Genomic DNA, 25,850 nt, shown 5'->3' with positions numbered 1-25,850 from the left:
ACTCGGATGTCGGGCAGGCTGATGTTCATTGCCGGAGCCGCTGTGGGGTACGTCCTCGGCGCGCGTGCCGGTCGCCGGCGCTACGAGCAGATCAAGGCGGCGAGCGACCGTCTCTGGAACGACCGGAACGTGCAGAAGACCGTCGACCAGGTGATCGACACGGTGCAGGGCTTCGTGAAGGAGCGCGCCCCCGAGGTGCAGGGCGCCGTCGTCGACCAGGCCAAGAAGGTCGTGTCGCAGGTCACCAAGCGCAAGAGCGACCAGACCGCGGCGTGAGGCGTCGATGACCACCACCGCACGCGCCACCGGGACCCCGCGCGCCTCCCGGGAGGAGCCGAACCGGCACAGCCCGTCGCCCGACGACCCGTCGCGCAAGTCGGTCTTCAAGCTGATCGGCGAGCTGCCGGGGCTCGTCTCGGCGCTCATCCGCGACGAGATCGAGCAGATCAAGCGCGAGGCGGTCAGCCGCCTCAAGGTCGCGGGTATCGGCATCGGGCTCTTCGTCGGCGCCGCGGTGTTCGGCTACTTCGCCCTCTGGGTGCTCATCGCGACGGCGATCCTCGGCATCGCCACCGCGCTGCCGCCCTGGCTCTCCGCGCTCATCGTCGGCGTGGTCCTGCTGCTCATCGCCGCCGTGCTCGGCCTGCTCGGCCTCTCGCGCGTGAAGCGGGGGGTGCCGCCGGTACCGAAGGAGGCGGTCGACTCCGTGAAGGACGACGTCAAGGCATTCAAGGGGGTTGGTTCCTATGACCGGTGACGGCAGCGACAAGGACCGGCAGCTGTCCGAGATCCGATCCGACATCGAGCAGACGAGGCAGCGGCTCGCCGCGACCCTCGACGCGATCGAGGACCGGCTCGACGTCCCGAAGCAGGCGCGGCGGCTGATCGCCGACGGCCGCGCGACGTTCGACGAGCTGCGCCGCGACAACCCCGCGCTCGTCTACGGCGTGCTCGGCGGCACCGCCGCTGTGGTGGCGGGCCTCGGCGCCCTGATCATCCGCGGCGCCACCCGCCGGGGCTGACGGCCCCGGGCAGGCTTCGAAAGCACTGGGAGGGGGCGCCCCCGTGAGGGGGCGCCCCTTCTGCGCGTCCGGGTTCCTCCGCGGGTGTAGCAGACTGGAGGGACGCCCGCAGCGCCGCGACCGGCGGACGGGCCACCCTTCTGCGCGACCCGGCTGCGACCTCATTCACGCGGCCCTCTCGGGCCGCCCGCATCGCATCGAGGAACCACCATGACCGAAGCGGGGTACACCCTCTGGGCAGTCCTGCGCCGTGATCCGGCGCGACCGTCCTCGGGGACCGACACCGCGGGGCTCGCCGCCCTGCTCGGCACGCTCGCCGAGGAGGGCGTCACGACGCGCGGCGTCTACGACGTCTCGGGTCTCCGCGCCGACGCCGACCTGATGTTCTGGCTGCACGGGGACGACCCCGCTGCGCTGCAGGCCGCGCACCGCCGCATCCGCCGCACCGAGCCGATCGCCGGGATGCTCCCGGTCTGGAACGCGATGGCCGTGCACCGCGACGCCGAGTTCAGCCGCACCCACGTGCCCGGCTTCCTCCGGGGCGAGCGGCCCCGCGACTGGCTCTCGGTCTACCCGTTCGTGCGCTCGTACGACTGGTACGTGCTGCCCGACGAGGACCGCGCGCGCATGCTCGCCGACCACGGCCGCCGGGGCGCTGCGTACAAGTCCGTGATCGCGAACACGGTCGCCGCGTTCGCGCTCGGCGACTACGAGTGGATCCTGCCGATGGAGTCCGACTCGCTCACCGACCTCGTCGACATGATGCGCGACCTGCGCGCCACCGAGGCCCGCCTGCACGTGCGCGAGGAGGTGCCCTTCTTCACGGGGCGGCGCATCGACGTCGCCGAGATCGCGGAGGTGCTGTCGTGACCGACACCCTGCCGGTGCGCAACGCGACAGCGCCCGCCCGCACGGGTCCGGAGCACGTCGAGGAGCCGGTCGCGTACGACGCCGTCGTGCTCGCGAGCTTCGGCGGCCCCGAGGGCCAGGAGGACGTGATCCCGTTCCTGCGCAACGTCACGCGCGGCCGCGGCATCCCCGACGAGCGGCTCGAGGAGGTCGCGCACCACTACCGCGCCTTCGGTGGCGTGAGCCCCATCAACGGGCAGAACCGCGCCCTCAAGGCGGCGCTCGAGGCCGAGCTCGCCGCGCGCGGCATCGACCTCCCCGTGTACTGGGGCAACCGCAACTGGGGCCCGCTGCTGACCGATGCGCTTCAGGAGGCCGCCGACGCCGGACACCGGCGGCTGCTCGCCATCGCGACGAGCGCCTACAGCTCGTACTCGTCGTGCCGGCAGTACCGCGAGGACTTCGCGCGGGTGCTCGACGAGACGGGCCTCGCCGACCGGCTCGAGGTCGACAAGGTGCGCCAGTACTTCGACCACCCCGGCTTCGTGCAGCCGTTCGTCGACGGCGTCGAGCGCGGCCTCCGCGAGCTCGAGGAGCGCCTGCCCGGTGTCGACCTCGTCGCCGAGACGCGGGTGCTCTTCTCGACCCACTCGATCCCGACCGCGGACGCGGAGCGCAGCGGCCCCCACGACCGCGACTTCGGGCCGGGCGGCGCCTACGCCGCGCAGCACCGCGCCGTCGCCGAGGTCGTCATGCGGCGCGTCGGGCGCGGGGTGGAGTGGGAGCTCGTCTTCCAGTCCCGCTCCGGGCCGCCCACGCAGCCGTGGCTCGAGCCCGACGTCAACGACGCCCTGAAGCGCGTCGCCGGCGAGGGCGTGCGTGGCGTGCTCATCGTGCCGCTCGGCTTCGTGTCGGACCACATGGAGGTCAAGTGGGACCTCGACACCGAGGCCCAGGAGACCGCCGCGGAGCTCGGGCTCGTCGCCGTCCGCACGCCCACCCCCGGCGTCGACCCCGCCTACGTGTCCGGGCTCGTCGACCTCGTGCTCGAGCGCCGCGACGGGGTACCGACGGCGCAGCGTCCCGCCGAGACGGCGCTCGGCCCCTGGTACGACGTGTGCCGCCCGGGCTGCTGCGAGAACGCGAGGCTCGGCTTCCGACCGGCGATCTCCGGCCTGCAGCCGTGACCCTGCTGCTCGGCACCCGCGGCAGCGCCCTCGCCGTCGCCCAGGCGAGCACGGTCCGCGACGCGATCGTCTCGGGCGGCACGGCCTGCGAGCTGACGGTCGTGCGCACGGAGGGCGACGTCTCCGGCGCCTCCCTCGCCACCATCGGCGGCACCGGCGTGTTCGCGGGGGCCCTCCGCACGAGCCTCCGCGAGGGCGGGTGCGACCTCGTCGTCCACTCGCTGAAGGACCTGCCGGTCGAGCCCGCCGCGGGCCTCGTGGTCGCTGCGGTGCCGGCGCGTGGGGACGCCCGTGACGCGCTCTGCGCCCGGGACGGCCTCACGCTCGAGACGTTGCCCGCCGGCGCCCGTGTCGGCACCGGCTCGCCCCGACGCCGCGCGCAGCTGAAGGACCGCCGGCCCGACCTCGAGGTCGTCGACCTCCGCGGCAACGTCGACACCCGCCTGCGCCGCGTGCGCGACGGCGTGCTCGACGCGGTCGTGCTCTCCGCCGCGGGTCTCGCCCGCCTCGGCCGGCTCGACGCCGTCACCGAGCTGCTGCCGCTCGAGTCGTGGCCCACCGCCGCGGGGCAGGGCGCGCTCGCCGTTGAGGTGCGCGAGGAGGACGCCCGTCCGCTCACCGACCCCGCCGTACCCGCCACCGGCGTGTCCGCGGCCATCGCCTCGTTGACCGATCCCCTCTCCCAGGACGCGTCGGCAGCCGAGCGGCTCGTGCTGCGGCGGCTCGAGGCCGGCTGCATCGCGCCGATCGGCGTCTCGAGCCGCGTCGGCGCCGCGGGCGCGGAGCTGTGGGCGAGCGTCCACCGTCCCGGCGGCGGCGCCCGGCTCGACCGCCGGCGCGCCGTGTCCTACGACGACGGTACCCGCGCAGCCGTCCTGCGCGCCGCGGCGGAAGGCCTCGCGGCCGACCTCCTCGCCGCAGGCGCAGCCGACCTCGCCCCGATCGGAGTGTCCGCATGAGCCCCCTCGATCCCGAAGGCCGCGCGCTCGAGGAGGAGCCCGGCGCCCCGGGAGGCGCCGGTCCCCGGCTCGCGACGCCCCGCAGCACGAAGCCGCTGAAGGGCTGGCGGGTGCTCGTGCCACGCGGCGGACCGTGGGGCGACAGCGTCGCCGCCGCGCTCCGGTCGCGCGGCGCCGTGCCGGTGGTCGCGCCGTCCATCAACTTCGCGAACACCGACGACGCCTCGGCGCTCCAGGCCGCGCTCGAGCGGCTGCAGGAGGGCGAGTTCGACTGGATGTCCGTCACGAGCGCGACGACGGTCGACGTGCTCTCCGCGCACGGCGTGCGGCTGCCGGCCCGAACGAAGGTGGCCGCGGTCGGCGAGACCACCGCTGCCGCGCTCGTCGCCGCGGGTTACCGCGTCGACTTCACCCCTCGTCGCGACAACTCGGCCGCGGGCCTGCTCGCCGAGTGGGCGGACGCCACCGAGGGCGCTCCGAACCTCAGGATCCTCGCCCTGCGAAGCGACATCGCGAAGCCCGTGCTCACCGACGGCCTCCGCGCCGCGGGGCACGACGTCTCCGCGGTCGTGGCGTACCGCACGGTCGGCGTGCCGATCTCGCCCGAGATCGTCTCCGACGTCGCCGCGGGCCGCTTCGACGCGATCCTCGTCACCTCGGGCAGCGTCGCCAACCAGATCTCGGTGCAGATCGGGCTCGTGCCGTCGCGCACCGTGCTCGCGTGCATCGGTCCCCGCACCGCCGCCGACGCGGAGGCGGCCGGGCTCCGCGTCGACCTCGTCGCACGCGAGCGGACGATCGGGTCGCTGATCGCGACCCTCGAGGAGCTCGCCGAGCACCGGCGGATGCAGGAGTGGACCCGATGACCGCGCAGTTCCCCGCCGTCCGCCCGCGCCGCCTGCGCCGGTCCGAGCCCGTGCGGCGCCTGATGGCGGAGACGCGCCTCGATCCGGCCCAGCTGGTCCTGCCGCTGTTCGTGCGCGAGGGCTTCGCCGAGCCGCGGCCGATCGTCTCGATGCCGGGGGTGCTGCACCACACCCTCGACAGCCTCCGCGGCGCCGTCACCGAGGCGGCCTCGGCCGGCCTCGGCGGCGTCATGCTGTTCGGCATCCCCGAGCAGCGCGACGCCCTCGGTTCGGGCGCCACCGACCCCGATGGCATCCTGAACCGCGCCACCCGGGTCGCGGCGGAGGAGGTCGGCGGCGACCTCGTCGTGCAGACCGACCTCTGCCTGGACGAGTTCACCGACCACGGCCACTGCGGTGTGCTCGCCCCCGACGGGTCCGTCGACAACGACGCGACGCTCGAGCGGTACCGCGACATGGCGCTCGCACAGGCCGAGGCGGGCTCGCAGCTGCTCGGGCTCTCCGGGATGATGGACGGCCAGGTCGCGGCCGTCCGCGAGGCGCTCGACGGCGCCGGCCGCTCCGATGTGCTGCTGCTCGGCTACGCCGCGAAGTACGCCTCCGCCTTCTTTGGCCCCTTCCGCGACGCGGTCGAGTCGGCGCTGCAGGGCGACCGCCGCACCTACCAGCTCGACCCCGCGAACCGTCGCGAGGGCCGCCGCGAGGCCGTGCTCGACATCGAGGAGGGCGCCGACGTCGTCATGGTGAAGCCGGCGATGAGCTACCTCGACGTGCTCGCCGACGTCGCCGCGACGAGCCCGGTGCCCGTGTGGGCGTACCAGGTGTCGGGCGAGTACGCGATGGTCGAGGCGGCCGCCGCGAACGGCTGGATCGAGCGGGAGCGCACGATACTCGAGACGCTCACCGGCATCCGCCGTGCCGGCGCCGACGCGGTGCTCACCTACTGGGCGACGGAGGTGGCCGGATGGCTGCGGGGACGATGACGGGCAACGCGGCGCTCTTCGACCGGGCGCTCGGGGCGATCCCGGGCGGCGTGAACTCCCCGGTCCGGGCCTACCGCTCGGTCGGCGGGGTGCCGCGCTTCCTCCGCACGGCGCGCGGCCCGTTCGTGATCGACGCCGAGGGCCGCGAGTACGTCGACCTCGTCGCGAGCTGGGGTCCCGCGATCCTCGGGCACGCGGACAGCCGCGTGATCCGCGCGGTGCAGGACGCCGCCGCGGAAGGGCTCTCCTTCGGGGCGCCGACCGAGGGCGAGATCGAGCTCGCCGAGCTGGTCGAGGCACGCATCGAGCGCGGCGGCCGCCACCCCGTCGAGCGGCTCCGGCTCGTCTCGACGGGCACCGAGGCGACGATGACCGCGGTCCGGCTCGCCCGCGGCGCGACCGGGCGCGACCTCGTCGTGAAGTTCGCCGGGCACTACCACGGGCACTCCGACGGGCTGCTCGCCGAGGCGGGCTCGGGCGTCGCGACGCTCGCGCTGCCCGCCTCCGCGGGCGTGCCCGCCGCCATCGCCGCGCAGACGCTCGTGCTGCCCTACAACGACGAGGCCGCCCTCCGGCTCGCCTTCGAGACGCACCCGGGCCGCATCGCCGCCGTCATCACCGAGGCCGCCGCCGCGAACATGGGCGTCATCGCGCCCGTGCCGGGCTTCAACCAGGCGGTCGTCGAGATCGCGCACGCCGACGGCGCGCTCGTGATCTCCGACGAGGTGCTGACCGGCTTCCGCGTCTCGCCCGGCGGCTGGTGGGCGATCGAGCCCGGCGGCCCGATCGACGTCGACCTCATCACCTTCGGCAAGGTCATCGGCGGCGGCATGCCGCTCGCCGCGCTCGGCGGCCGCGCCGACGTGATGGCGCTGCTCGCTCCCGAAGGCCCCGTCTACCAGGCGGGCACGCTCTCGGGGAACCCGGTCGCGGTCGCGGCGGGCCTCGCGACGCTCCGCGCCGCGGACGCCGACGTCTACTCGCGCCTCGACGAGGCGTCAGCACGGGTCCAGCGCGCCCTCGCGGCCGCGCTCACCGAGGCGGGGGTCCCGCACGCGATCTCGACGGCGGGCAACCTGTTCAGCGTCGCCTTCGGCATCGACCGCGCGCCGCGGGACTACGACGAGGTGCGCGCGCAGGAGGCGTGGCGCTACCCGCCGTTCTTCCACGCCATGCTCGACAACGGCGTCAGCCTGCCGCCGTCGGTGTTCGAGGCCTGGTTCCTCACCGCTGCGCACGACGACGCGGCCCTCGAGCGCGTCGAGGCGGCCCTGCCGGTCGCGGCCCGCGCCGCTGCCGCAGCGACCCCGCCGGCCCCCTGACCCCCGCGAACACCGCGTGTAGGTACTTCGTCCTTCCGTAGGTCCGACACGCGGTGTTCCTACCTACACCAGCGCGAAGTACCTACTCGCGGTAGTCGGACCCCGGCATCGGAGCGCCGGTCAGCGGCGGACGTCCACGACGACGCGGCCGCGGATCCGCCCCGCGAGCACCTCGTCGGCCGCGGCGGCCACCTCGCCGAGACCGATCTCGCGCTCGGTGAGCCGGTCGACGACGTCGCCGGGCACGTGCGCGACGAGCAGGGCCCAGGCCTCGCGACGGGCGTCCTGGCCGATCGCGACCGAATCGACCCCGGCGAGCACGACGCCGCGCAGGATGAACGGCAGCACGGTGCCGGGAAGGTCCGGGCTCGCCGCGAGGCCGCACGCGGCGACCACCCCACCGGGCACGGTCTGCGCGATCGCGTTGACGAGGGGTCCGCCCCCCACGGCGTCGACGACGGCCGCCCAGCGCTGCTGCTGCAGCGGACGTCCGGGTGCCGGATCGAGCCGGTCGACGACCTCGGCGGCCCCGAGTCCGGTCAGATGCTCCTCGAGGGCCTCGCGCCGGCCGGTCGACGCGACGACCCGGTGCCCGAGCGCCGAGAGCAGCGCGACCGCGTACCCGCCGACCCCGCCGCCCGCGCCGGTGACGAGCACCGGCCCGTCAGGCGCACCGTGGCGACGCAGCGCGAGCGCCGCGAGGGCCGCGGTGACGCCGGCCGTGCCGATCGCCGCCGCCTGGCGCGGCGTGTAGGCCTCGGGCACCGGCACCGCGGTGGCGTGCTCGATCACGACCTGCTCGGCGAGGCCGCCGTGCCGCCGCTCGCCGAGTCCGGCCCCCGTGACGACGAGCGAGCGTCCGTCCGGGGTGCGTCCCACCGCGTCGATGCCCGGCACCATCGGCAGCCCGCGCAGGATGCCCGGGCGTCCGGCGACGGCCATCGCGTCCTTGTAGTTGAGCGACGAGTGCGTCACCGCCAGCAGCGTCTCGCCCTTGCCGGGGCCGGCGAGCTCGACCTGCTGGACCCCGGCCCGCACCTCGCCGCCGTCGTCGCGGACGACGATCGCGCGCGTGCTCAACTCGGCAGCTCGACCGTGCGCGAGGTGCCGACGTGCGGCCGGCCGCCCGTCACGGCCGCCTTGGCGTACTTCAGCAGGACGACCGGGGTCGGCTGGTCCGTGGCCCAGTACTCCGCGGTGTGCGCCTCGACCCGCAGGAGCGCGACCTTCGGGTCGTCGCGCCCGTGCTCGAACCACGCCTGCGCGCCCGTGTCCCACAGCTCGTCGATCTTGGCCGAGTCCTTCACGACGTGCGCCTCGCCGGCGATCGACACCCAGCCCTTGCCGGAGTCGAGCGCGACGTTCACCTGCGGGTTCGCCCGCACCTCGTTCGTCTTGTGCGACGGGTCCTCGGTGAAGAACCACAGGTCGCCGTCGAAGTCGCGCTCCTTCACGGCCATGGGCCGGCTCACGAGCTGCCCATCGGCGCTCACCGTCGTGATGATCGCGAACCGCGCCTTCCCGATCAGGGTGCCGAGCCGCGCGAGCTCGTCCGTCGTCGCCTGCGTCGCCATGGCGGCAGGCTAGCCAGGACCCGTGTCGAGTCGCCTGAGGATGTCGTCCCGGGCGTCATAGGCGCGACCCGTAGCGTGGCGGGCATGAGGCGGATCGCGGCGGGGATGGTGCTCGGGCTCTTGGGCGTCGGTGCGCTCGCCGGCTGCACCGCGCCCGGCGCGTCGACGTCCTCGACGCCGGTCGCGACGCGCTCCACGAGCGGCGCCGGCACCTCGGCCTCGCCGTCAGCGACGCCGAGCGCCGCACCCTCGCTGTCGCTCACCGACCCGACGAGCCTCTGGGTGGTCGTGAACAAGACCCACCCGCTGAACCCGAAGGACTACGTGCCGCCGGACCTCGTCGACGTGCCCGTGCCGCACACGAACGCCCCGCAGCTGCGCAAGGAGGCCTCCGACGCCGTCGTGACGATGTTCGACGCGGCGAAGCGGGACGGCCTCGACCTCGCGTCGAACAGCGCCTACCGGGCGTACACGTACCAGGTGAGCATCTACGACACCGACGTGAACGACATGGGCAAGGCGGCCGCCGACAAGCTCACCGCGCGCCCCGGTTACAGCGAGCACCAGACCGGCCTCGCCATCGACATCGGGGCGGCATCCGGGAACTGCTCGCTCGCGGCGTGCTTCGAGACCACGCCTGAGGGGCGGTGGCTCGCCGCGCACGCGTGGCAGTACGGCTTCCTGCTGCGCTACCCGAAGGGCCTCACGTCGATCACCGGATACGACTTCGAGCCCTGGCACTACCGCTACATCGGCACGGACCTCGCGAAGCGCATGCACGACTCCGGCGTGAAGACCCTCGAGCAGGAGTTCGGGCTCGGTCCGGCCCCCGACTACCCGAACTAGCCGGGTCGGGTCAGCGGGGCCGCGACGCGGCGACGCGCCGAGCGGCGTCCGCACGAGCGTCGTCGGGGGTGCCGCGGTGGAACGAGCCGTGCCGCCGCACCGCCGCGGTCTCGAGCAGGAAGTCGGCCACCCGCGGGTTCTTCGGCAGCACCGAGCCGTGCAGGTAGGTGCCGATGACGTTCCGGTAGCGCACGCCCTCGGTGCCGTCCGTGCCGTTGTTGCCGCGGCCCTTCGCGACGTGCCCGAGCGGACGCCCGCCGCTGCCGAGCACGGTGCGGCCGCTGTGGTTCTCGAAGCCGATCACGGTGCCGAACTCGTCGCTCTCGACGGCGACGTTGCCGATGATCCGCTTCGACGAGCCCGTCGTCTCGAGGTCGAGCACGCCGATGCCGGGCAGCCGCTCGCCCTCGCTCGTCACGAACGCGCGGCCGAAGAGCTGGTACATCCCGCAGACGAGCAGCACCGGGGTGCCGTCCTCGACCGCATCGCGGTACTCGTCCGCGTGGCGGCCGAGGTCGCCGGTCACCTTGGACTGGCCGCTGTCCTGGCCGCCGCCACCCACGATCACGTCGGCGCGCGCCGGGAACGGGTCGCCGGGGTGCACCTCGAGGACCTCCGGCTCGTAGCCGTGCCACTGCGCCCGCCGCTGCAGGGCGAGCACGTTGCCGTGGTCGCCGTAGATGTTCATCTGGTGCGGGTAGAGGTGGGCGATGGTGAGGGGTTCGCCGGTCATGCGAGCACTCCGAAGGACGAGCCGTGCAGGATGCGTCGCAGCACGAGCATGGCGGTGTACGTGGCGTAGATGCGTTTCGGGCCCGGGTTCTCGGCGGTGAAGCGCCGGAGCGCCGCCTCGAGGTCGTCCTCGACGCCGCCGACCGGCACGAGGTCGTACTGCAGCCGCAGCGCCATGTCGGCGGCGCGGACGCCCGAGGTGAGGGCGACGCCCGTGGCGCGGAGCTCGTCGAAGTCGACGTCCCAGAGCCACGACACGTCGCGGCCGTCGGCGTCGGCGTCGTTGATGACGATCATCGTCGCGACGCCCGCGTGCGGGTAGGCGGCGAGGGCCATGCGGAACCCGGCGGGGTTCTTCACGAGCACGAGCTCGAGCGGGGTGCCGCCGACGGAGAAGGACTCGCCGCGGCCGAAGGCCGGCTCGATGCCGGCGAGGCCGTCGCGGACGCGGTCGATGTCGAGCCGTTCGCCGAGCACCGCGCGGGTGAGGGCGATCGCGCCGGCGGCGTTGAACGCGTTGTAGACGGGGCCGAGACGCAGCGGGGCGACGAGCTCCTGCCCGCCGACCCGGAAGCGCGCCGTGTCGCCGTCGTACTCGAGCAGCTCGACATCGGCCTCGTGCGCGGGCCCGGGGCCCTCGGCGCCGCCGTGCAGCTCGTCGTCGCTCCGGAACGCGGCGCGGGTCGCGGGGCCGAGCCCGATCCAGCGCACGTCGACCCCCTCGAGCGACTCGCCGATGCGGACGAGCCGCGAGTCCTCGCGGTTCGCGATCACCGTCGTGGTCGTCGCCCGGGCGATGCGCTCGAGCAGCCGCGCCGTGGTGTCGATCTCGCCGAAGCGGTCGAGCTGGTCGCGCAGCACGTTGAGCAGCATCGTGTGCGTGGGCCGCACGGCGCGTGCGAAGTGCACCCCGTGGGCCTCGTCGAGCTCGAGGACCGCGACGTCGGCGGGCAGGCGGCCCGTGAGCGAGACGTCCGCGAGCATCGCCGAGACGACGCCGCGGGTGAAGTTGCTGCCGGTGCGGTTCGTGAACACGCGGAGGCCCTGGCTCGTCAGCAGGTCGGCCGTCACCTTCGTGGTGGTCGTCTTGCCGTTCGTGCCCGAGACGACGATCACGCCGTGCGGCAGCCGGCCGAGCACGGTCGGCAGGAACCACGGGGCGAGCCGCTCGACGACGAGGCCGGGGATCGCGGTGCCGCCGCCGAGGCGGCGCGCGAGCGCGCGGACGGTACGGCCGACGAGGACGACGAGCGGCAGCAGCAGGGAGGTCTTCACGACAGGCGCCTTCCGCGGTCGGTGCATCGGGGTCGGCACGACCGGCCCCTCGACGCTACGGCAGCCGATCCGGACGGTCCCCGGCGTGTCCGGCGTGTCCCCCGAACGGGTGTCATCGATCCTTCCTACCCTGGTGCGGTGACCGCCGTGGCCCTCGTCGAGTCCGACGCCACGACCGTCTACGCGCCCGCGGTCCCGGTCGACCTGTTCGCCACCGTCGCGCCGCTGCGGCGCGGCGGGTACGACCCGACGTTCCGCGCCGAGGGCGTCGCCGTCTGGCGCACCGTCCGCACGCCGTGCGGCGCCGCCACCCTGCGGCTGTCGCAGCGCACCGACGGCGCGATCCGCGCGCACGCCTGGGGCGAGGGCGCCGAGTGGGCGATCACGGGCGTGCCCGAGCTGCTCGGCGAGGGCGACGACTGGAGCGGCCTCGACGTCACCGGCAACGCGATGCTGGCCGAGACGCTGCGCCGCAACCCCGGCCTGCGGCTCACCCGCTGCCGGCAGGTGTTCGAGATGCTGCTCGCCGCGATCCTCGAGCAGAAGATCACGACGCTCGAGGCGCACCGCTCGTGGGCGTGGCTGGTGCGCCGCTACGGCGAGCCCGCGCCCGGCCCCGCGCCCGAGGGCATGCGGGTCGCGCCGGCCGCCGAGGTCTGGAAGCGGGTGCCGTCGTGGGACTGGCACCGTGCGGGCGTCGACCCGAAGCGCTCGCGGGCCGTCATGGAGGCCACCCGGGTGGCCTCGGGGCTCGAGCGCACCCTCGAGCTCGGCCGCGGCGGCAGCGCGGTCGCCCAGCGGCTGCGCACCGTGCCCGGCGTCGGCATCTGGACCGCCGCCGAGACCACGCAGCGCGCGCACGGCGACGCCGACGCCCCGAGCGTCGGCGACCTGCACCTGTCGAAGCTCGTCGGGTACGCGCTCATCGGGAAGCCGGTCGACGACGACGGGATGCTCGAGCTGCTCGAGCCGTGGCGCGGCCACCGGCAGCGCATCGTCCGGCTCATCTACCGCTCCGGCGCCCGCAAGCCGCGGTTCGCGCCGAGGCTGACGATCCAGGACCACCGGCACCACTAGGCGCGTGAGCGCGGGCCCGCACCTCCGGGCAGCGGCGCGATGCTGGAATGGCCGCGCACCGCCTCCTCCATCTCCGCGAGCCGCGGCGCGAGGGCGGCGTCCACGGCGAGCGGGTCGTCGCGGTGCAGCTCCTGCATCCGCCGCCTCGTCGGCAGCGAGGTGTTGATCTCGTGCTCGCCGCGCTCGAGCGCCGCGAGGAGGTCGTCGACCACGTCGTCGACCGGCCGGCGCCCGAAGCCGAGCGACTCGCCCGCCCGCGAGCTCGTCATCATGTCCGTGTCGGTCGCGCCCGGATAGGCGGTCGCGACGTGCACGCGTGTGCCCGCGAGCTCGCGGCGCAGCGCATGGCCGAAGCCCGCGAGGCCCGTCTTCGTGGCGGCGTACACGCTGTAGAAGGGCAGCGGCACGAGCCCGATGCCGCTCGAGATCGACAGCACGACCCCGCCGCGGTCGGCCGCGCGGAGCGCGGGCAGCGCCGCCTGAGTGGTGAGGATCGCGGCGGTGAGGTTGAGGTCGACCATCGCGCGCACGTCGTCGGCACCGATCGCGTCCAGCCGCCCGGCCCGCACGTTGCCCGCGTTGTTCACGAGCAGGTCGAGCCCGCCGCCTTCGAGCGCCGCCTCGACCACGCGGACGGGCGCGGCCGGATCCGTGAGATCCACGCTGAGCGCACGCGCCGTGCCACCAGCGGCCCGCAGGTCCTCCGCGGTGGCCTCGAGCGTGCCGCGGTCGCGCCCGACGAGCAGCAGGTCGCCGCCCCGCTCGGCGAGGCGCAGGGCGATCGCGCGGCCGATGCCCCGGCCGCCACCGGTGATCACACCGCGCCTGCCCGCCAGATCGAGGCCGCCCGTGTCGCCGCTCATCGCGCTCCCTCCGCCGCTCCCATCCTCGGCCGGGCGTCGCGACGCCCGCTGGGAACCGGTCAGGCGGTCGCCGGGACGAGCAGCGCCGGGCGCCGCTCGCGGATCGCCCGCACCCGCTCCGACCAGCGCGCGAGGCCCTGGTCCTCGAGCGAGGCGAGCGTCAGGTGGCCCTGCGGCTCGGCTGCACCGCCCGCAGGCACGGTGACGACGGTCGCACCCGCCCGTCGCCCCGCGGCCGCGCCGGGAGCCGAGTCCTCGAACACCACGCCGCGGCGCGGGTCGGCGTCGAGCGCCGCGAACGCGGCGAGGTAGGGCTCCGGGGCGGGCTTCGGACGCTCGACGTCGTCGGCCGTCACCGTCACCGGGAAGCAGCGGCGCAGCCCGGTCGCGCCCAGGGCGGCCTCGAGGGCGTCGCGGCCGCTGTTCGTCGCGATCGCGAGCGGCACGCGACCCGCGAGCCGCCGCACGAGGGCACCGGCCCCCGGCATCAGGCGCGGCTCGCCCTGGAACCGGGTCACCCGCCGCTCGAGCTCGTCGCGGAGCGCGTCCGTCTGCTCGGCGTCGACATCGAGCGCGACGCGCAGCCGGGCGAGCAGGTCGGGCAGCGCGAGGCCGACGAGCTCGGCCTGCTGCAGCGGACCGAAGGGCACGCCATGCTTCGCGAACAGCTCGGCCTCGGCGCGCAGCCACGCGGACTCCGTGTCGACGAGGAGACCGTCGAGGTCGAAGACGACCGCGCTCACCTGCAGGGGGAGATGCACGTCGGCCACGCTCCCCGGCCGCGGCGAACGACCGGGGACCTGCGGGCGTCGCGTCGATGACGTCCACGAGGCGGGCGCGCGACCCGGCAGGACCGGGCGTCGGCGACCGTCCGTGCTCCTGCGGAGAGCGCGGTCAGATGCCGCGCGCGAGGCGGTAGTAGGCGCTGTTCCAGCGCACCTGGTCCTGGAACGCGCGCAGCGTCGTCGACTCGTCGATCACGAGCAGCTCGGTCTCGGTCATCGTCGCGAAGTCCTCCCAGACCTCGACGCCGACCGCGGTCGTCATCACCGTGTGGTGCGCGGCGCCCGCGGTGAGCCACGCGGTGGCCGAGGTGCGGAAGTCGGGCCGCGGCTTCCACACCGCGCGGCCGACCGGCAGCTTCGGCAGCGGCGCCGAGGGAGCGACCACGTCGACGACGTTCGCGGTGAGCCGGAACCGGTCGCGCATGTCCGAGAGAGCGACGACCACGGCGGGCCCGGGGTCGGTGTCGAAGACGAGCCGCACCGGGTCCTCGCGGCCGCCGATGCCGAGCGGGTGGATCTCGAGGCTCGGCCGCGACGTCGTGAGCGACGGGCTGACCTCGAGCATGTGGGCGCCGAGGATCAGCTCCGACCCCGGGGTGAGGTCGTAGGTGTAGTCCTCCATCAGGCTCGCGCCGCCGGGCAGGCCCGCACCCATGACGTTCGCGACGCGGACGAGCGCGGCGGTCTTCCAGTCGCCCTCGGCGCCGAAGCCGTAGCCCTCGGCCATGAGTCGCTGCACCGCGAGCCCCGGCAGCTGCGTGAGGGCGCCGAGGTCCTCGAAGTTCGTGGTGAAGGCGCCGAAGCCGCCCTCCTCGAGGAAGGACCTGAGGGCGAGCTCGATGGCGGCGCCGTCGCGGAGCGACTGCCGGCGCTCGCCGTCCGCCCGCAGCGCGGGCACGACGTCGTAGCGCTCGTCGTACTCGGCGACCAGGGCGTCGACATCGGCGTCGGACGCCTGCGCCACCCGCTCGGCGAGGTCGTTCACGCCCCAGGTGTTCACCTGCATGCCGAAGCGGATCTCGGCCTCGGTCTTGTCGCCCTCGGTGACCGCGACGAAGCGCATGTTGTCGCCGAAGCGGGCGAGCTTCAGCGTGCGCGCGGCCGCGCGGCCGGCGGCGGCCCGCTGCCACACCTCGACGCGAGCGGTCACCGCCGGGTCGCTCACGTGGCCGACGACCGTGGTGCGCGGCACCTGCAGGCGCGTCTCGATGTAGCCGAACTCGCGGTCGCCGTGCGCGGCCTGGTTCAGGTTCATGAAGTCGAAGTCGATGTCGCCCCAGGGCAGCTCGACGTTCGCCTGCGTGTGCAGGTGCAGCAGCGGCTTCTGCAGCGCGGTGAGGCCGCCGATCCACATCTTCGCGGGGCTGAAGGTGTGCATCCAGGCGATCAGGCCGATCACCCGGTCGTCGGCGTTCGCCTCGAGCGCGGTGCGGCGGATCGCGTCGGCGTCGGTGAGCACCGGCTTCCAGACGACGCGGACGGGCACCTGGCCGCCGAGCGTGTCGGCGATCGTGCGCGACTGCTGCGCGACCTGCTCGAGGGTCTCCGGGCCGTAGAGGTGCTGGCTGCCGGTGAGGAACCAGACCTCGTAGCCGTCGAGTGTGGTGGGAAGCGCGGGCATCAGGACTCCTCGTCGGACGTGGCGAAGCGGGCGTCGGAGGACTGCCCGTAGACGTTCTGGTAGCGGTCGAAGAGGCGGTCGATCGCCTCCGGGGGGATCGGCAGCGGGTCGCCGAGCTGCCGGGCGATGTGCACCGTGCGGGCGACGTCCTCGACCATGACGGCGGCCTTCACCGCGTCGCGGGCGTCGGAGCCGATCGTGAACGGGCCGTGGTTCTGCATGAGCACCGCGCGGCTGCGGTGCCCGGTGAGGGTCTCGACGACGCCCCGGCCGATCGAGTCGTCGCCGATGATCGCGAACGGGCCGATCGGGATCTCGCCCCCGAACTCGTCCGCCATCGCCGTGATCACGCACGGGATCGGCTCGCCGCGCGCGGCCCAGGCGACCGCGTAGGTCGAGTGCGTGTGCACGACGCCGCCGACGTGCGCCATATGCCGGTACACGTACGCGTGCGCGGCGGTGTCGCTCGACGGACTGCGGTGCGCGCCCGCGGTCTCGGCGATCACCTCCCCGTCGAGGTCGCAGAGGATCATGTCGTCGGCGGTGAGCGCGTCGTACGGCACCCCGCTGGGCTTGATGACGAACAGGTCGGCGCCCGGGACGCGGCCTGAGACGTTGCCGCCGGTCCAGACCACGAGCCCGTAGCGGACGAGCTCGCCGTGCAGCGCGGCGACCTCCTCGCGGACCCGGGCGATCGACTCCTCGACCTCGTCGCTGAAGGTGGTCATGCGGGCAGCTCCGTCCTGGGCTCGGTGGTCTTCTCGGCGCGCGACGCCCACGCCTCGCGTCGGAGGGCGGCGAGGCGGTGCATCACGTCGTTGCCGCCTCGGCCGAAGTAGTCGTGCAGCGTGCTGTACTCCGCGTAGAGACGGTCGTAGGCGTCGGCGCGCTGCTCGTCGGGGGTGAAGCCGCCCTCGCTGCGCCCGCCCATCGCATCCGCGGCCGCCCGCACATCCGCGTAGGCGCCGGCGGCGACCGCGGCGTGGATCGCCGAGCCGAGGGCCGGGCCCTGATCGCTCGCGATCACCGAGATGGGCATGCGGAGCACGTCGGCGTAGATCTGCATGAGGAAGGCGTTCTTCTTGAGGCCGCCGGCGACCACGAGCTCCTCGACGGGCACCCCCGAGGCGTGGAAGGTCTCGACGATCTTCCGGGTGCCGAAGGCCGTCGACTCGACGAGGGCCCGGTACACCTCCTCGGGCCGGGTGGTGAGGGTGAGCCCGAGGACCACACCGGTGAGCTCGTGGTCGACGAGCACGCTGCGGTTGCCGCTCTCCCAGTCGAGCGCGAGCAGGCCGGACGCGCCCACGGGCTCGGACGCGGCGAGGTCCGAGAGGTGCTGGTGCACGCTCCTGCCCTCGCGGGCCGCGGCCTCGTGCACCGCCTGCGGCACCTGGTTCTCGACGTACCAGGCGAAGATGTCGCCCACGCCGGACTGCCCGGCCTCGTAGCCCCAGGCGCCCTCGGTGATGCCGCCGTCGACGGCGCCGCACATGCCGGGCACCTCGGCGAGGCGGTCGCCGTTCATGACGTGGCAGGTCGAGGTGCCCATCACCGCCACCATCCGCCCCGGCTCGACGGCCTGCGCGGCAGGGATCGTGACGTGCGCGTCGACGTTGCCCGCCGCGACCGCGATGCCCTCGCGCAGACCCGTCCAGGCGGCGGCCTCGGCGGAGAGCCGGCCGGCGGCGGCGCCGAGGGCGACGACGTCGCCCGCCAGCCTCGTGTCCGCGAAGTCGGCGAAGTCGGGGTTCAGCGCCGCCGCGAAGTCGCGGGCCGGGTAGCCGCCGTCCTGCCGGAGGCCCTTGTAGCCCGCGGTGCAGGCGTTCCGGGCGAGGGTGCCGGTGAGGCGCCAGACGATCCAGTCGGCGGCCTCGACCCACAGGTCCATGCGGTCGTAGAGCTCGCGGTCCTCCTCGAGCAGCTGCAGCGCCTTCGCCCACTGCCACTCGGAGGAGATGAGGCCGCCGTAGCGCGGCAGCCACGCCTCGCCGCGCTCGGCGGCGAGGTGCGTGATGCGGTCGGCCTGGCCCTGCGCCGCGTGGTGCTTCCAGAGCTTCACGTAGGCGTGCGGCCGGTCCGCGTACTCCGGCAGGTCCGACAGCGGGGTGCCGTCCGAGAGCACCGGCACCATCGTGCAGGCGGTGAAGTCGGTGCCGAGGCCGATCACGTGGGCGGGGTCGATGCCGGCGGCGCGCACGGCCCCGGGCACGGCCTTCTGCAGCACCTCGAGGTAGTCGCCCGGCGCCTGCAGCGCCCAGTCCGGGGGCAGCCGCGTGCCGGAGGGCAGCCGCCGGTCCATCACCGCGTGCGGGTACTCGTGCACGGCGCTACCGAGCTCGCGTCCGTCGGACACGCGCACCACGACCGCTCGCCCGGAGAGCGTGCCGTAGTCGATGCCGATCACGAAGCGGTCGGCGCTGTCGCCGTCGGTCATTGAGGACTCCGTCGTTCCCGAAGAGTGAGCGCTCACATGATGGCAGATCGTGGCCGTGCGGGCGACGGGCCCGTCGAGCGCCGCACGACGAGCTCGGGCGCCTGGGCCGGCGGGTCGCCGCCCTCCTCACCGGCGAGGAGGGCGTCGAGCAGCGCGGTGAGCCGCTCGCCGAGGCCGGTGAAGTCCTGCCGCACGGTGGTCAGTGGCGGCGCGAAGAAGTGCGCCTCGGGCTGGTCGTCGAAGCCGACCACGCTCACGTCCTCCGGCACCCGGACGCCCGCCTCGCGGAACGCCGCGAGCAGGCCGAGCGCGGTCTGGTCGTTGGCGCTGAAGACCGCGGTGGCGGTGCCCTCCGCGGCGAGGCGCTGCCCGATCGCGTACCCCGTCTCGGCGGTCCAGTCGCCGCGGAGCGGCACGGGCGCCTCGAGTCCGAGACGGGCGCACTCCGCGCGCCAGCCGGACTCGCGGTCCTGCGCCTCCGACCAGTCCTCCGGGCCCGCGACGTGCACGATCGACCGGTGCCCGAGCTCGGCGAGATGCCGCACGGCCATGCGGGCGCCCGCCTCGGAGTCGATGCCCACCCAGTGCGCCCCCGGGAGGTCGGTGCGGACCGACGTGAGCAGGGGCACGCGCAGCCCGAGGTCGCGCAGGCCGGCCGTCACCGACGGGGTGGGGCCGACCACGACGAGCGCCTGCACGTCCTGCCCGAGCAGCGCGTCGGCGGCGTGCCGCACCTCCGAGGCCGAGCGCTCGAGGGCGGCGATCGAGACGTCCCAGCCCGAGCGGTGGGCGGCGGTGTTGAAGCCGTGGGTCGTGCTCGAGGGGCCGTAGAGCGGCAGGCCGACGGCGATGAGCCCGATCGTGCGGGTGCGGCGGCTGGCGAGCGCGCGAGCGGCGGCGTTCGGCCGGTAGCCGAGGTGCTCGACCGCGGCCTCGACGCGTTCGCGGATGGCGGGCCGGACCGTGGGGTCGCCCTTCAGCGTCCGGGAGACGGTCTGGTGCGAGACCCCCGCGGCGGCGGCCACGTCGAAGATGGTCGCCACGCTCGGAGCGTAGCGCCGCGGGAGCGGGCCGGAGCCGGGCCTAGGACAGCCCGAGCACGTTCACGTCGTGCTCGAAGATCAGGCTCGTGTTGGTCGAGGCGACGATCGGGTTCGTGGAGAGCTTCTCGGTGACGAAGTCCTTGAGGTCCTGCGTCGTGCGGGCCTGGAAGTGCACGATGAAGTCGGCCGAGCCCGCGAGGTAGAAGAACTGCGACACCTCGGGCAGCGACCGCAGCTGCTCGGCGAACGCGGCGAGCTGGTCGCGCGCCCCGGGCGTGATCCGGATCGAGACGAGGGCCTGCAGGCCGTAGCCGAGGGCGGTCGGGTCGAGGTCGACGGTGAACCGGCGGATCACGCCGGCGTCCTGCAGGGCCCGCACCCGCTGGAGGCACGTGGAGGGCGCGACCCCCGCGAGCTCGGCGAGCCGGTTGTTCGGAAGGCGGGCGTTCACGCGCAGCGCGTCGAGGATGCGGCGGTCGACCTCGTCGAGGCGCGGGACGGCGACATTCGGCGCGAGGCTCACGCCGGGCACGCTAGTCGAACGTATGAGAGTCGCGGGAGCGTTCTCCGCGCAGAAGTTCGCCGGGTCTGGCGCTGCCCCGAATCCTGCTGCTGAATGGAGCGACGCGGCCGATGGTGGCCGGCGGAAGCGAGGTGCAGCGTGCTGATCGGCGTCCCCATCGAGGTGAAGAGCAACGAGTCGCGGGTCGCGGCCACGCCGTCGGGCGTGCACGAGCTCGTCGGCCACGGGCACCGCGTGCTCGTGCAGCGGGGCGCGGGCGAGGGCTCGGGCTTCGCCGACGACGAGTACGAGACCGCCGGCGCGACCCTCGCCGACGACGCCGACGCCGTGTGGGGCGAGGCCGAGCTCGTGCTCAAGGTGAAGGAGCCGGTCGAGAGCGAGTACAGCCGCATCCGCGACGGGCAGGTGCTCTTCACCTACCTCCACCTCGCCGCCGACCGCCCGCTCACCGAGGCGCTGCTCGCGTCCGGCGCGACCGCGATCGCCTACGAGACCGTGCAGCTGCCGGACCGCTCGCTGCCGCTGCTGTCACCCATGAGCGAGATCGCGGGCCGGCTCTCGGTGCAGGCCGGGGCCGACCAGCTCATGCGGCACCACGGCGGACCCGGTGTGCTGCTCGGCGGCGTCACGGGCACCCCGCGCTCGAAGGTCGTGGTGATCGGCGGCGGCGTCGCGGGCGAGAACGCGGCGACGATCGCGGTCGGCATGCAGGCGTCGGTCACGGTCTTCGACATCTCGCTGCCGCGCCTGCGCGCGCTCGACGCCCGCTTCGACGGGCGCGTGCAGACGCTCCGGTCGAGCGCGTACGAGATCGCGGCGCAGCTGCGCGACGCCGACCTCGTCATCGGCAGCGTGCTCATCCCCGGCGCCGCGGCCCCGAAGCTCGTCACCGACGCGATGGTCGCCGACATGAGGCCCGGCACCGTGCTCGTCGACATCGCGATCGACCAGGGCGGGTGCTTCGAGGGCTCGCACCCGACGACCTACGACGACCCCACCTTCCCGGTGCACGGCAGCCGCTACTACTGCGTCGCGAACATGCCGGGCGCGGTGCCGGCGACCTCGACGGTCGCGCTCACGAACGCGACCCTGCCCTACGCGCTCGCGCTCGCCGACGGGGGGTGGGAGACCGCTGTGCAGCGCGACCCGGCGCTGCGCGCGGGCGTGAACGTGTCGGCGGGCCGGCTCACCAACGCCGCCGTCGCGTCGGCGCACGGTCTGGAGCACACGCCGCTCACCTGACCCGCTCCGCAGGATGAGGCGCCCGCACAGCGCGCATGCCCGTTCCCCGCAGGTGCGGTCGGGTTGTCTTGACCCCGGGGCGTCGGCCGCGGCGCCGGAGGGAGCACGGTCATGGCGCAGCCGGTCGTCCACTTCGAGATCACGGGCAGGGATCCGGAGCGGCTCCAGCAGTACTTCGGCGAGCTGTTCGGCTGGGAGTACGACACGAGCAACCCCGTGTCCGACTCCGTCTCCGACCACGGCCGCTACGGCTTCGTTCCGCGCTACACGGCCGAGGACGGCACCGGCATCCCGGGCGGCGTCGGCGGGGGTCCGGCGTATCCGGGCCACGTGATCTTCTACGTGGCCGTGCCCGACGTCGAGCAGGCGCTCGCGAAGGCGGAGGAGCTCGGCGGCACGCGCGTGCTCGGGCCGGTGCGCGAGCCCCGCACGAACCTCGTGATCGGCCACTTCCACGACCCCGAGGGGCACCTCGTCGGCGTCGCGAGCGTGCTGGAGGGCTAGGCGCTCGTGCAGGATCGCGGAAGGGGAGCCGAGTGGGACGCGCTCGTGCTCGGCGGCGGCGGGGCCGGCCTCGGTGCGGCGCTCACCCTCGCGCGGGCGCGGCGGCGCGTGCTCGTCGTCGACGGCGGGGAGCCGCGCAACGCGTCCGCCGCCCACTCGCACGGCGTGCTCGGCTTCGACGGCTCGCCGCCGTCGGTGCTGCTCGAGCGTGGGCGCGCCGAGGTGGCCCGCTACGACGGCGTGCTCCGCCGCGGCGAGGCGAGGGCGGTCGAGCGCATGGACGACGGCTTCCTCGTGGCCTTCGCGGACGGCGGCACCACCTCGGCCCGTCAGCTGCTCGTCGCCACCGGCGTCCGCGACGAGCTGCCCGACGTCCCGGGCCTCGCCGAGCAGTGGGGCCGCGGCGCCGTCGTCTGCCCGTACTGCGACGGCTGGGAGTCGCGCGACGCGCGCATCGCGCTGCTCGCCACGGACGAGGGAGGCGTCTCGCGCGCGCTGCTGCTGCGGCAGTGGTCGACGCGGGTGGTGCTGCTCACGCACGACGCCTTCGAGCCGAGCAGGGCGCACCGCCGCGCCCTCGAGGCGCGGGGCGTCGAGGTGCTGCCGGGACGCGTCGAGCAGGTGCTCTCGCTGGGGGACCGGCTCACGGGCGTCCGGGTCGCAGGCGAGCGCCGCACGGTCGACCGGGTCTTCGTGACCCCACGGGCCGTGCCGAACGACGCCCTGCTGCGCATGCTCGGCGCCGCGACGACCGAGCGGGGAGCCGGCGTCTTCGTCGAGGTGAGCCGCGCGGGCGCGACGAGCGTCCCGGGGCTCTGGGCCGCCGGCAACGTGGTCGACCCGTCGCTCAAGGTCGCGACGGCGGTCGGCGACGGCACCGAGGCAGGAGCGGCGATGAACGAGGCGCTCGTCGCCCTCGACACCGAGGCGGCGCTCGCCGACGCGCTCGCACGCACCGGCTGACCCGTCGTCCCGGGATGCAGGGGATCCGCCGCGGTGCAGGTGAGCAGGCGTGCTGCGGCCCTGCAGGACGGTGGATCCCCTGCACTCGGCCGGTCATACTGCCGCGATGAGCGCCCTCGTCCGTCCCCGCCGCGGCCGCGTGATCGCCGGTGTCTGCGCGGGCCTCGCCCGCCGCTTCGACCTGCCGGCGTGGTTCGTGCGGCTCGTCTTCGTGCTGTCGGTGTTCCTGCCCGGCCCGCAGGTGATCATCTACGTGCTCCTGTGGATCGTCATGCCCGCCGAGCGCGCCTGACCCCTACCGCCTCGGCCGCCGCCCGCGCCGCAGGTTCCGCCAGACCGGGCGCGGGCCCGAGGGCGCGGCCGGCAGCTGCCACCCCCGCCACCGCGCGAGCAGCGTGAGGCCCGCCCCGGTGACCGTCGAGACGACGAGGCCCGCCGTCGGTGCCCCGAGCACCGAGCACGCCACCATCACGCCGCTCGCGACGAGCGCCGAGGTGGCGTAGAGGGTGTTGCCCCCGAAGATGCCGGGCACGCGCCGCATCACCACGTCGCGGACGAGCCCCCCGCCGACCGCGGTGATCGTGCCGAGCAGGATCGCGGGCAGCCAGCCGAGCCCGTCGGCGAGGGTGCGCTGCGCACCGGTGGCCGCCCAGCAGCCGAGCGACACGGCGTCGACGAAGGGGAAGACGCGGTCCCAGAACCCGCCCTGCACCTCGAGGAGGAACGCGATCACCGCCCCGGCGATCGCGGTGAGCACGTACGCGTAGTCCCGCAGCGCGATCGGCGGTCCGTGCTGCAGCAGGGTGTCCCGGATCAGGCCGCCGCCGAGGCCCGACAGCGTCGCGAGCGCCGCGAACCCGATGGGATCGAGCCGCTCCTGACGCGCGAGCACGCCGCCGAGCACCGCGTTCGCGAGCACGCCGGTGAGGTCGATGCCGCGGAACAGCGCGTCGACCGGCACATCGGTCATCCGGCCTCACCTCCCCCTGATCCCTACCACGAGGGGCCAGCGCGGCGACCTGTCGGGAACGACCGGCGATGCTGGGCGCCACCGCCCATCGGAAGCAGGAGCACCATGTCGTCGTCGTTCGAGCGGGTCACGGTGCTCGGCGCCGGCGTCCTCGGGATGCAGATCGCCTTCCAGACCGCCGTGCACGGCTTCGCCGTCACCTCGTACGACGTGAGCGACGAGGCCGTGGCGCAGGCCCGGGGCCGGCTCGACGCGATCGTCGGGCAGTACCTCGGTGAGGTGCGCGACGCGGATCCCGACGCGGTGCGCGCCGCCGCGGCGGGCATCCGCTTCGAGACGGACCTCGCCGCCGCGGTCGCCGACGCCGACCTCGTGATCGAGGCGGTCCCCGAGTCGCTCGAGCTGAAGCGCGGGGTGTATCGCGCCCTCGCGCAGGTGGCGCCGGAGCGGACGGTGCTCGCGACGAACTCGTCGACGCTGCTGCCGAGCGATCTCGTGGAGTCGACCGGCCGCCCCGAGCGGTTCCTCGCGCTGCACTTCGCGAATCACATCTGGGCGCAGAACACGGCCGAGATCATGGGCACGTCCCGCACCGACCCGGCTGTCGCCGACCGGGTCGCCGCCTTCGCCGAGGAGATCGGCATGGTGCCCATCCGGCTGCGCAAGGAGCAGCCGGGCTACGTGCTCAACTCGCTGCTCGTGCCGTTCCTCGATGCGGCCGCCGGGCTCTTCATGAAGGACGTGGCCGACCCGGCGACCATCGACGCGACCTGGCGCATCGCCACGGGTGCCCCGCTCGGGCCGTTCCAGATCTTCGACGTGGTCGGCCTCCGCACGGCCTACGCCGTGTCGATCGCGGGGAACGCGGAGTCGCGGGCGTTCGCGGCGCGGCTGCAGCGCGACTACCTCGACCGGGGGCTGCTCGGAGTCGAGTCGGGCGAGGGGTTCTACACGTACCGCTGAGGCCCGTCGGGCACCATGGACCCGATGGGGACCACGGACGACTGGCGGCGGCTCTGCGCGCTGCTCGACGACGACGAGCTGCTCCCGCCCGCGGTGGAGGCCGCCCTCGGCGAGCCGGACGGCGACGCCTGGGAGACGCTGCTCGACGGGCTCGACGACGCGGGCGCGCTCGCCTACCTCGACGCCGAGGACACCGGCATGGAGCTCTCGGACGCGCTCGTGCAGCTGCCGCGGGTGTTCCGCCTGCAGCCCGACCTCGACGAGGTGACCGACACCGACGACCTCGCGGAGGCGATCGCCGCCGCGGACCGGGTGCTCGCCGAGCACGGCCACCGGCTCCTCCGCCTGGAGGAGCCGGGCACCGACGCGCACGCGCTCGTGGTGGTGCCGTCCGACGCGGTCCCGGAGGTGCTCGTGCTCGCCCGTTCCCTCGAGGTCCCGGTCACGACCGCGCTCTGAGGCGGCGCGCCGTCGAGGAGCTGTGGAGAATCAGTCCGCCCTCAGCGTGCTCACTGGCACCATTCGCGCATGAGCACCTCGGAGAAGCAGGGCCATCGTTCGGAGGCCCCTGCCCGGGACGAGTCCGCGACCCGACGGCGCACCGTCCTGCGGCTCACCGTCACCGTCATCGCCGGGCTGCTGGCGGGCGGCATCACGGCCCTGCTCGGCGGATGGCGCATCGCCCTCGACGTGGGCTGGGTTGCCGCCGCCGGCGTCTACCTGCTCTGGACCTGGATCGTCATCGGCAACAAGGACGCCGACGAGACCGCCCGCGCAGCGACCCGGCAGAACCCCCACCGGAGCACCGCCGACTTCATCCTGCTGATCGCCAGCGTGGCGAGCCTCGTCGCGGTCGTCGGCGTGCTCGCCGGGGCGAAGAGCACCGCGCCCGGCATCAAGGACCTGCTCGCGCTGCTCGCCCTCGTCAGCGTCGCGCTCTCGTGGCTCGTCGTCCACACGCTCTTCACGTTGCGCTACGCCGAGCTCTACTACTCGGGGCCCGACGGCGGGGTCAGCTTCAACCAGGACGAGCCGCCGCGCTACGTCGAGTTCGCCTACCTCGCGTTCACGGTCGGCATGACGTTCCAGGTGTCGGACACCGACATCCAGACGGGCGTCATGCGTGCGACGATCCTGCGGCACGCCTTGCTCTCCTACGTCTTCGGTGCGGTCGTGCTCGCCTCAACGGTCAACCTGCTCGCCGGCCTCGCCGGCTGAGTCCCGCGCGTCCGGAGCGGATGCAC

The 25,850-nt window shown here is 74.3% G+C and carries 30 protein-coding genes; 18 read left to right on the top strand and 12 right to left on the bottom strand.

The genetic code is table 11. From position 1 onward, the window contains the following. Positions 1-6: 6 nt before the first annotated feature. From QDR37_RS06450 to QDR37_RS06410, 9 genes are all read left to right on the top strand, one after another. Positions 7-276 (top strand): hypothetical protein, encoded by a 270-nt coding sequence (locus QDR37_RS06450; RefSeq protein WP_279712792.1) that lies wholly within the window; start codon positions 7-9, stop codon positions 274-276. Positions 277-283: 7 nt separating this feature from the next. Beyond that, positions 284-757: a phage holin family protein gene (locus QDR37_RS06445; RefSeq protein ID WP_279712791.1), complete on the top strand. Its 474-nt coding sequence runs from the start codon at positions 284-286 to the stop codon at positions 755-757. Then, the gene (locus tag QDR37_RS06440) at positions 747-1,022 is read left to right on the top strand and encodes a DUF3618 domain-containing protein (RefSeq protein ID WP_279712789.1); all 276 of its coding nucleotides are present in this window, start codon (positions 747-749) and stop codon (positions 1,020-1,022) included. Before QDR37_RS06445 ends, QDR37_RS06440 begins: the two co-directional genes overlap by 11 nt. A gap of 210 nt (positions 1,023-1,232) precedes the next feature. After that, positions 1,233-1,892, top strand: a complete 660-nt coding sequence (gene hemQ, locus QDR37_RS06435) for a hydrogen peroxide-dependent heme synthase (protein ID WP_279712788.1) — start codon at positions 1,233-1,235, stop codon at positions 1,890-1,892. An 8-nt stretch (positions 1,893-1,900) separates the two neighbouring features. Beyond that, a complete protein-coding gene (locus QDR37_RS06430) occupies positions 1,901-3,058 on the top strand; it encodes a ferrochelatase (RefSeq protein ID WP_279713570.1) in 1,158 nt (385 codons plus the stop codon). After that, positions 3,055-4,017 (top strand): hydroxymethylbilane synthase, encoded by a 963-nt coding sequence (hemC, locus tag QDR37_RS06425; RefSeq protein WP_279712786.1) that lies wholly within the window; start codon positions 3,055-3,057, stop codon positions 4,015-4,017. Before QDR37_RS06430 ends, hemC begins: the two co-directional genes overlap by 4 nt. Further along, positions 4,014-4,883 carry a uroporphyrinogen-III synthase gene (locus tag QDR37_RS06420; RefSeq protein ID WP_279712784.1) on the top strand — a complete coding sequence of 290 codons (870 nt, stop codon included), beginning with the start codon at positions 4,014-4,016 and terminating at the stop codon, positions 4,881-4,883. Before hemC ends, QDR37_RS06420 begins: the two co-directional genes overlap by 4 nt. Beyond that, positions 4,880-5,866, top strand: coding sequence for a porphobilinogen synthase (gene hemB / locus QDR37_RS06415; protein ID WP_279712783.1), 987 nt, complete (start codon positions 4,880-4,882; stop codon positions 5,864-5,866). Before QDR37_RS06420 ends, hemB begins: the two co-directional genes overlap by 4 nt. Beyond that, entirely contained in the window at positions 5,863-7,188 is a 1,326-nt protein-coding gene (locus QDR37_RS06410; protein WP_279713569.1) for a glutamate-1-semialdehyde 2,1-aminomutase, read from the top strand. The genes hemB and QDR37_RS06410 overlap by 4 nt, the downstream gene beginning before the upstream one ends. A 120-nt stretch (positions 7,189-7,308) precedes the next feature. Here QDR37_RS06410 and QDR37_RS06405 read toward each other — a convergent pair whose 3' ends face one another. Next, positions 7,309-8,268 carry an acryloyl-CoA reductase gene (locus tag QDR37_RS06405; RefSeq protein ID WP_279712782.1) on the bottom strand — a complete coding sequence of 320 codons (960 nt, stop codon included), beginning with the start codon at positions 8,266-8,268 and terminating at the stop codon, positions 7,309-7,311. Continuing rightward, positions 8,265-8,762 carry a pyridoxamine 5'-phosphate oxidase family protein gene (locus QDR37_RS06400; protein ID WP_279712781.1) on the bottom strand — a complete coding sequence of 166 codons (498 nt, stop codon included), beginning with the start codon at positions 8,760-8,762 and terminating at the stop codon, positions 8,265-8,267. The genes QDR37_RS06405 and QDR37_RS06400 overlap by 4 nt, the downstream gene beginning before the upstream one ends. An 84-nt stretch (positions 8,763-8,846) precedes the next feature. Between QDR37_RS06400 and QDR37_RS06395 the strand changes: the two genes are divergently transcribed. Next, complete coding sequence (locus QDR37_RS06395) at positions 8,847-9,608, top strand: M15 family metallopeptidase (protein WP_279712780.1); 762 nt, start codon at positions 8,847-8,849, stop codon at positions 9,606-9,608. A gap of 10 nt (positions 9,609-9,618) precedes the next feature. Here QDR37_RS06395 and QDR37_RS06390 read toward each other — a convergent pair whose 3' ends face one another. Both QDR37_RS06390 and QDR37_RS06385 read right to left on the bottom strand, forming a co-directional pair. Then, positions 9,619-10,341 carry a glutamine amidotransferase gene (locus QDR37_RS06390; RefSeq protein ID WP_279712779.1) on the bottom strand — a complete coding sequence of 241 codons (723 nt, stop codon included), beginning with the start codon at positions 10,339-10,341 and terminating at the stop codon, positions 9,619-9,621. Further along, complete coding sequence (locus QDR37_RS06385) at positions 10,338-11,615, bottom strand: Mur ligase family protein (RefSeq protein ID WP_279712778.1); 1,278 nt, start codon at positions 11,613-11,615, stop codon at positions 10,338-10,340. The genes QDR37_RS06390 and QDR37_RS06385 overlap by 4 nt, the downstream gene beginning before the upstream one ends. Positions 11,616-11,753: 138 nt before the next feature. Between QDR37_RS06385 and QDR37_RS06380 the strand changes: the two genes are divergently transcribed. After that, entirely contained in the window at positions 11,754-12,692 is a 939-nt protein-coding gene (locus tag QDR37_RS06380; protein ID WP_279712777.1) for a DNA-3-methyladenine glycosylase 2 family protein, read from the top strand. On the opposite strand, the gene QDR37_RS06375 is transcribed toward QDR37_RS06380, so the two are convergent. The 7 genes from QDR37_RS06375 to QDR37_RS06345 form a co-directional block, all read right to left on the bottom strand. Continuing rightward, positions 12,689-13,555: an SDR family NAD(P)-dependent oxidoreductase gene (locus tag QDR37_RS06375; RefSeq protein ID WP_279712776.1), complete on the bottom strand. Its 867-nt coding sequence runs from the start codon at positions 13,553-13,555 to the stop codon at positions 12,689-12,691. The two genes, QDR37_RS06380 and QDR37_RS06375, sit on opposite strands and share 4 nt — an antisense overlap. A 59-nt stretch (positions 13,556-13,614) precedes the next feature. Continuing rightward, positions 13,615-14,316, bottom strand: coding sequence for an HAD family phosphatase (locus QDR37_RS06370; protein WP_279712775.1), 702 nt, complete (start codon positions 14,314-14,316; stop codon positions 13,615-13,617). 133 nt (positions 14,317-14,449) lie between these two features. After that, complete coding sequence (gene araA / locus QDR37_RS06365) at positions 14,450-15,961, bottom strand: L-arabinose isomerase (protein WP_279712774.1); 1,512 nt, start codon at positions 15,959-15,961, stop codon at positions 14,450-14,452. Then, positions 15,961-16,689 (bottom strand): L-ribulose-5-phosphate 4-epimerase, encoded by a 729-nt coding sequence (locus QDR37_RS06360; RefSeq protein ID WP_279712773.1) that lies wholly within the window; start codon positions 16,687-16,689, stop codon positions 15,961-15,963. The genes araA and QDR37_RS06360 overlap by 1 nt, the downstream gene beginning before the upstream one ends. Further along, positions 16,686-18,398: a ribulokinase gene (gene araB, locus QDR37_RS06355; protein WP_279712772.1), complete on the bottom strand. Its 1,713-nt coding sequence runs from the start codon at positions 18,396-18,398 to the stop codon at positions 16,686-16,688. The genes QDR37_RS06360 and araB overlap by 4 nt, the downstream gene beginning before the upstream one ends. A gap of 32 nt (positions 18,399-18,430) precedes the next feature. Beyond that, a complete protein-coding gene (locus QDR37_RS06350) occupies positions 18,431-19,441 on the bottom strand; it encodes a substrate-binding domain-containing protein (RefSeq protein ID WP_279712771.1) in 1,011 nt (336 codons plus the stop codon). A 40-nt stretch (positions 19,442-19,481) separates the two neighbouring features. Beyond that, the gene (locus QDR37_RS06345; RefSeq protein ID WP_279712769.1) at positions 19,482-19,964 is read right to left on the bottom strand and encodes an Lrp/AsnC family transcriptional regulator; all 483 of its coding nucleotides are present in this window, start codon (positions 19,962-19,964) and stop codon (positions 19,482-19,484) included. 138 nt (positions 19,965-20,102) lie between these two features. Between QDR37_RS06345 and ald the strand changes: the two genes are divergently transcribed. The 4 genes from ald to QDR37_RS06325 all read left to right on the top strand — a co-directional run bounded on the left by ald (position 20,103) and on the right by QDR37_RS06325 (position 22,965). Further along, on the top strand, positions 20,103-21,206 hold the full coding sequence (gene ald, locus QDR37_RS06340) for an alanine dehydrogenase (RefSeq protein WP_279712767.1): 1,104 nt from the start codon (positions 20,103-20,105) through the stop codon (positions 21,204-21,206). 111 nt (positions 21,207-21,317) lie between these two features. Further along, complete coding sequence (locus QDR37_RS06335; protein ID WP_279712765.1) at positions 21,318-21,710, top strand: VOC family protein; 393 nt, start codon at positions 21,318-21,320, stop codon at positions 21,708-21,710. A gap of 6 nt (positions 21,711-21,716) precedes the next feature. After that, a complete protein-coding gene (locus QDR37_RS06330) occupies positions 21,717-22,673 on the top strand; it encodes an NAD(P)/FAD-dependent oxidoreductase (RefSeq protein ID WP_279712764.1) in 957 nt (318 codons plus the stop codon). 106 nt (positions 22,674-22,779) lie between these two features. Next, complete coding sequence (locus QDR37_RS06325; RefSeq protein WP_279712763.1) at positions 22,780-22,965, top strand: PspC domain-containing protein; 186 nt, start codon at positions 22,780-22,782, stop codon at positions 22,963-22,965. A gap of 3 nt (positions 22,966-22,968) precedes the next feature. On the opposite strand, the gene QDR37_RS06320 is transcribed toward QDR37_RS06325, so the two are convergent. Next, positions 22,969-23,643: a trimeric intracellular cation channel family protein gene (locus QDR37_RS06320; RefSeq protein ID WP_279712762.1), complete on the bottom strand. Its 675-nt coding sequence runs from the start codon at positions 23,641-23,643 to the stop codon at positions 22,969-22,971. A gap of 105 nt (positions 23,644-23,748) precedes the next feature. Between QDR37_RS06320 and QDR37_RS06315 the strand changes: the two genes are divergently transcribed. The 3 genes from QDR37_RS06315 (at position 23,749) to QDR37_RS06305 (ending at position 25,824) form a co-directional block, all read left to right on the top strand. Then, the gene (locus QDR37_RS06315; protein ID WP_279712761.1) at positions 23,749-24,606 is read left to right on the top strand and encodes a 3-hydroxyacyl-CoA dehydrogenase; all 858 of its coding nucleotides are present in this window, start codon (positions 23,749-23,751) and stop codon (positions 24,604-24,606) included. Between the two features lie 24 nt (positions 24,607-24,630). Beyond that, complete coding sequence (locus QDR37_RS06310) at positions 24,631-25,065, top strand: hypothetical protein (RefSeq protein ID WP_279712760.1); 435 nt, start codon at positions 24,631-24,633, stop codon at positions 25,063-25,065. Positions 25,066-25,134: 69 nt separating this feature from the next. Beyond that, positions 25,135-25,824 (top strand): DUF1345 domain-containing protein, encoded by a 690-nt coding sequence (locus tag QDR37_RS06305; RefSeq protein WP_279712759.1) that lies wholly within the window; start codon positions 25,135-25,137, stop codon positions 25,822-25,824. Positions 25,825-25,850: the final 26 nt, after the last annotated feature.

It is taken from the genome of Amnibacterium sp. CER49, from assembly GCF_029846255.1.
Taxonomy (GTDB): domain Bacteria; phylum Actinomycetota; class Actinomycetes; order Actinomycetales; family Microbacteriaceae; genus Amnibacterium.
This window is presented reverse-complemented; position numbering and strand designations above follow the sequence as displayed.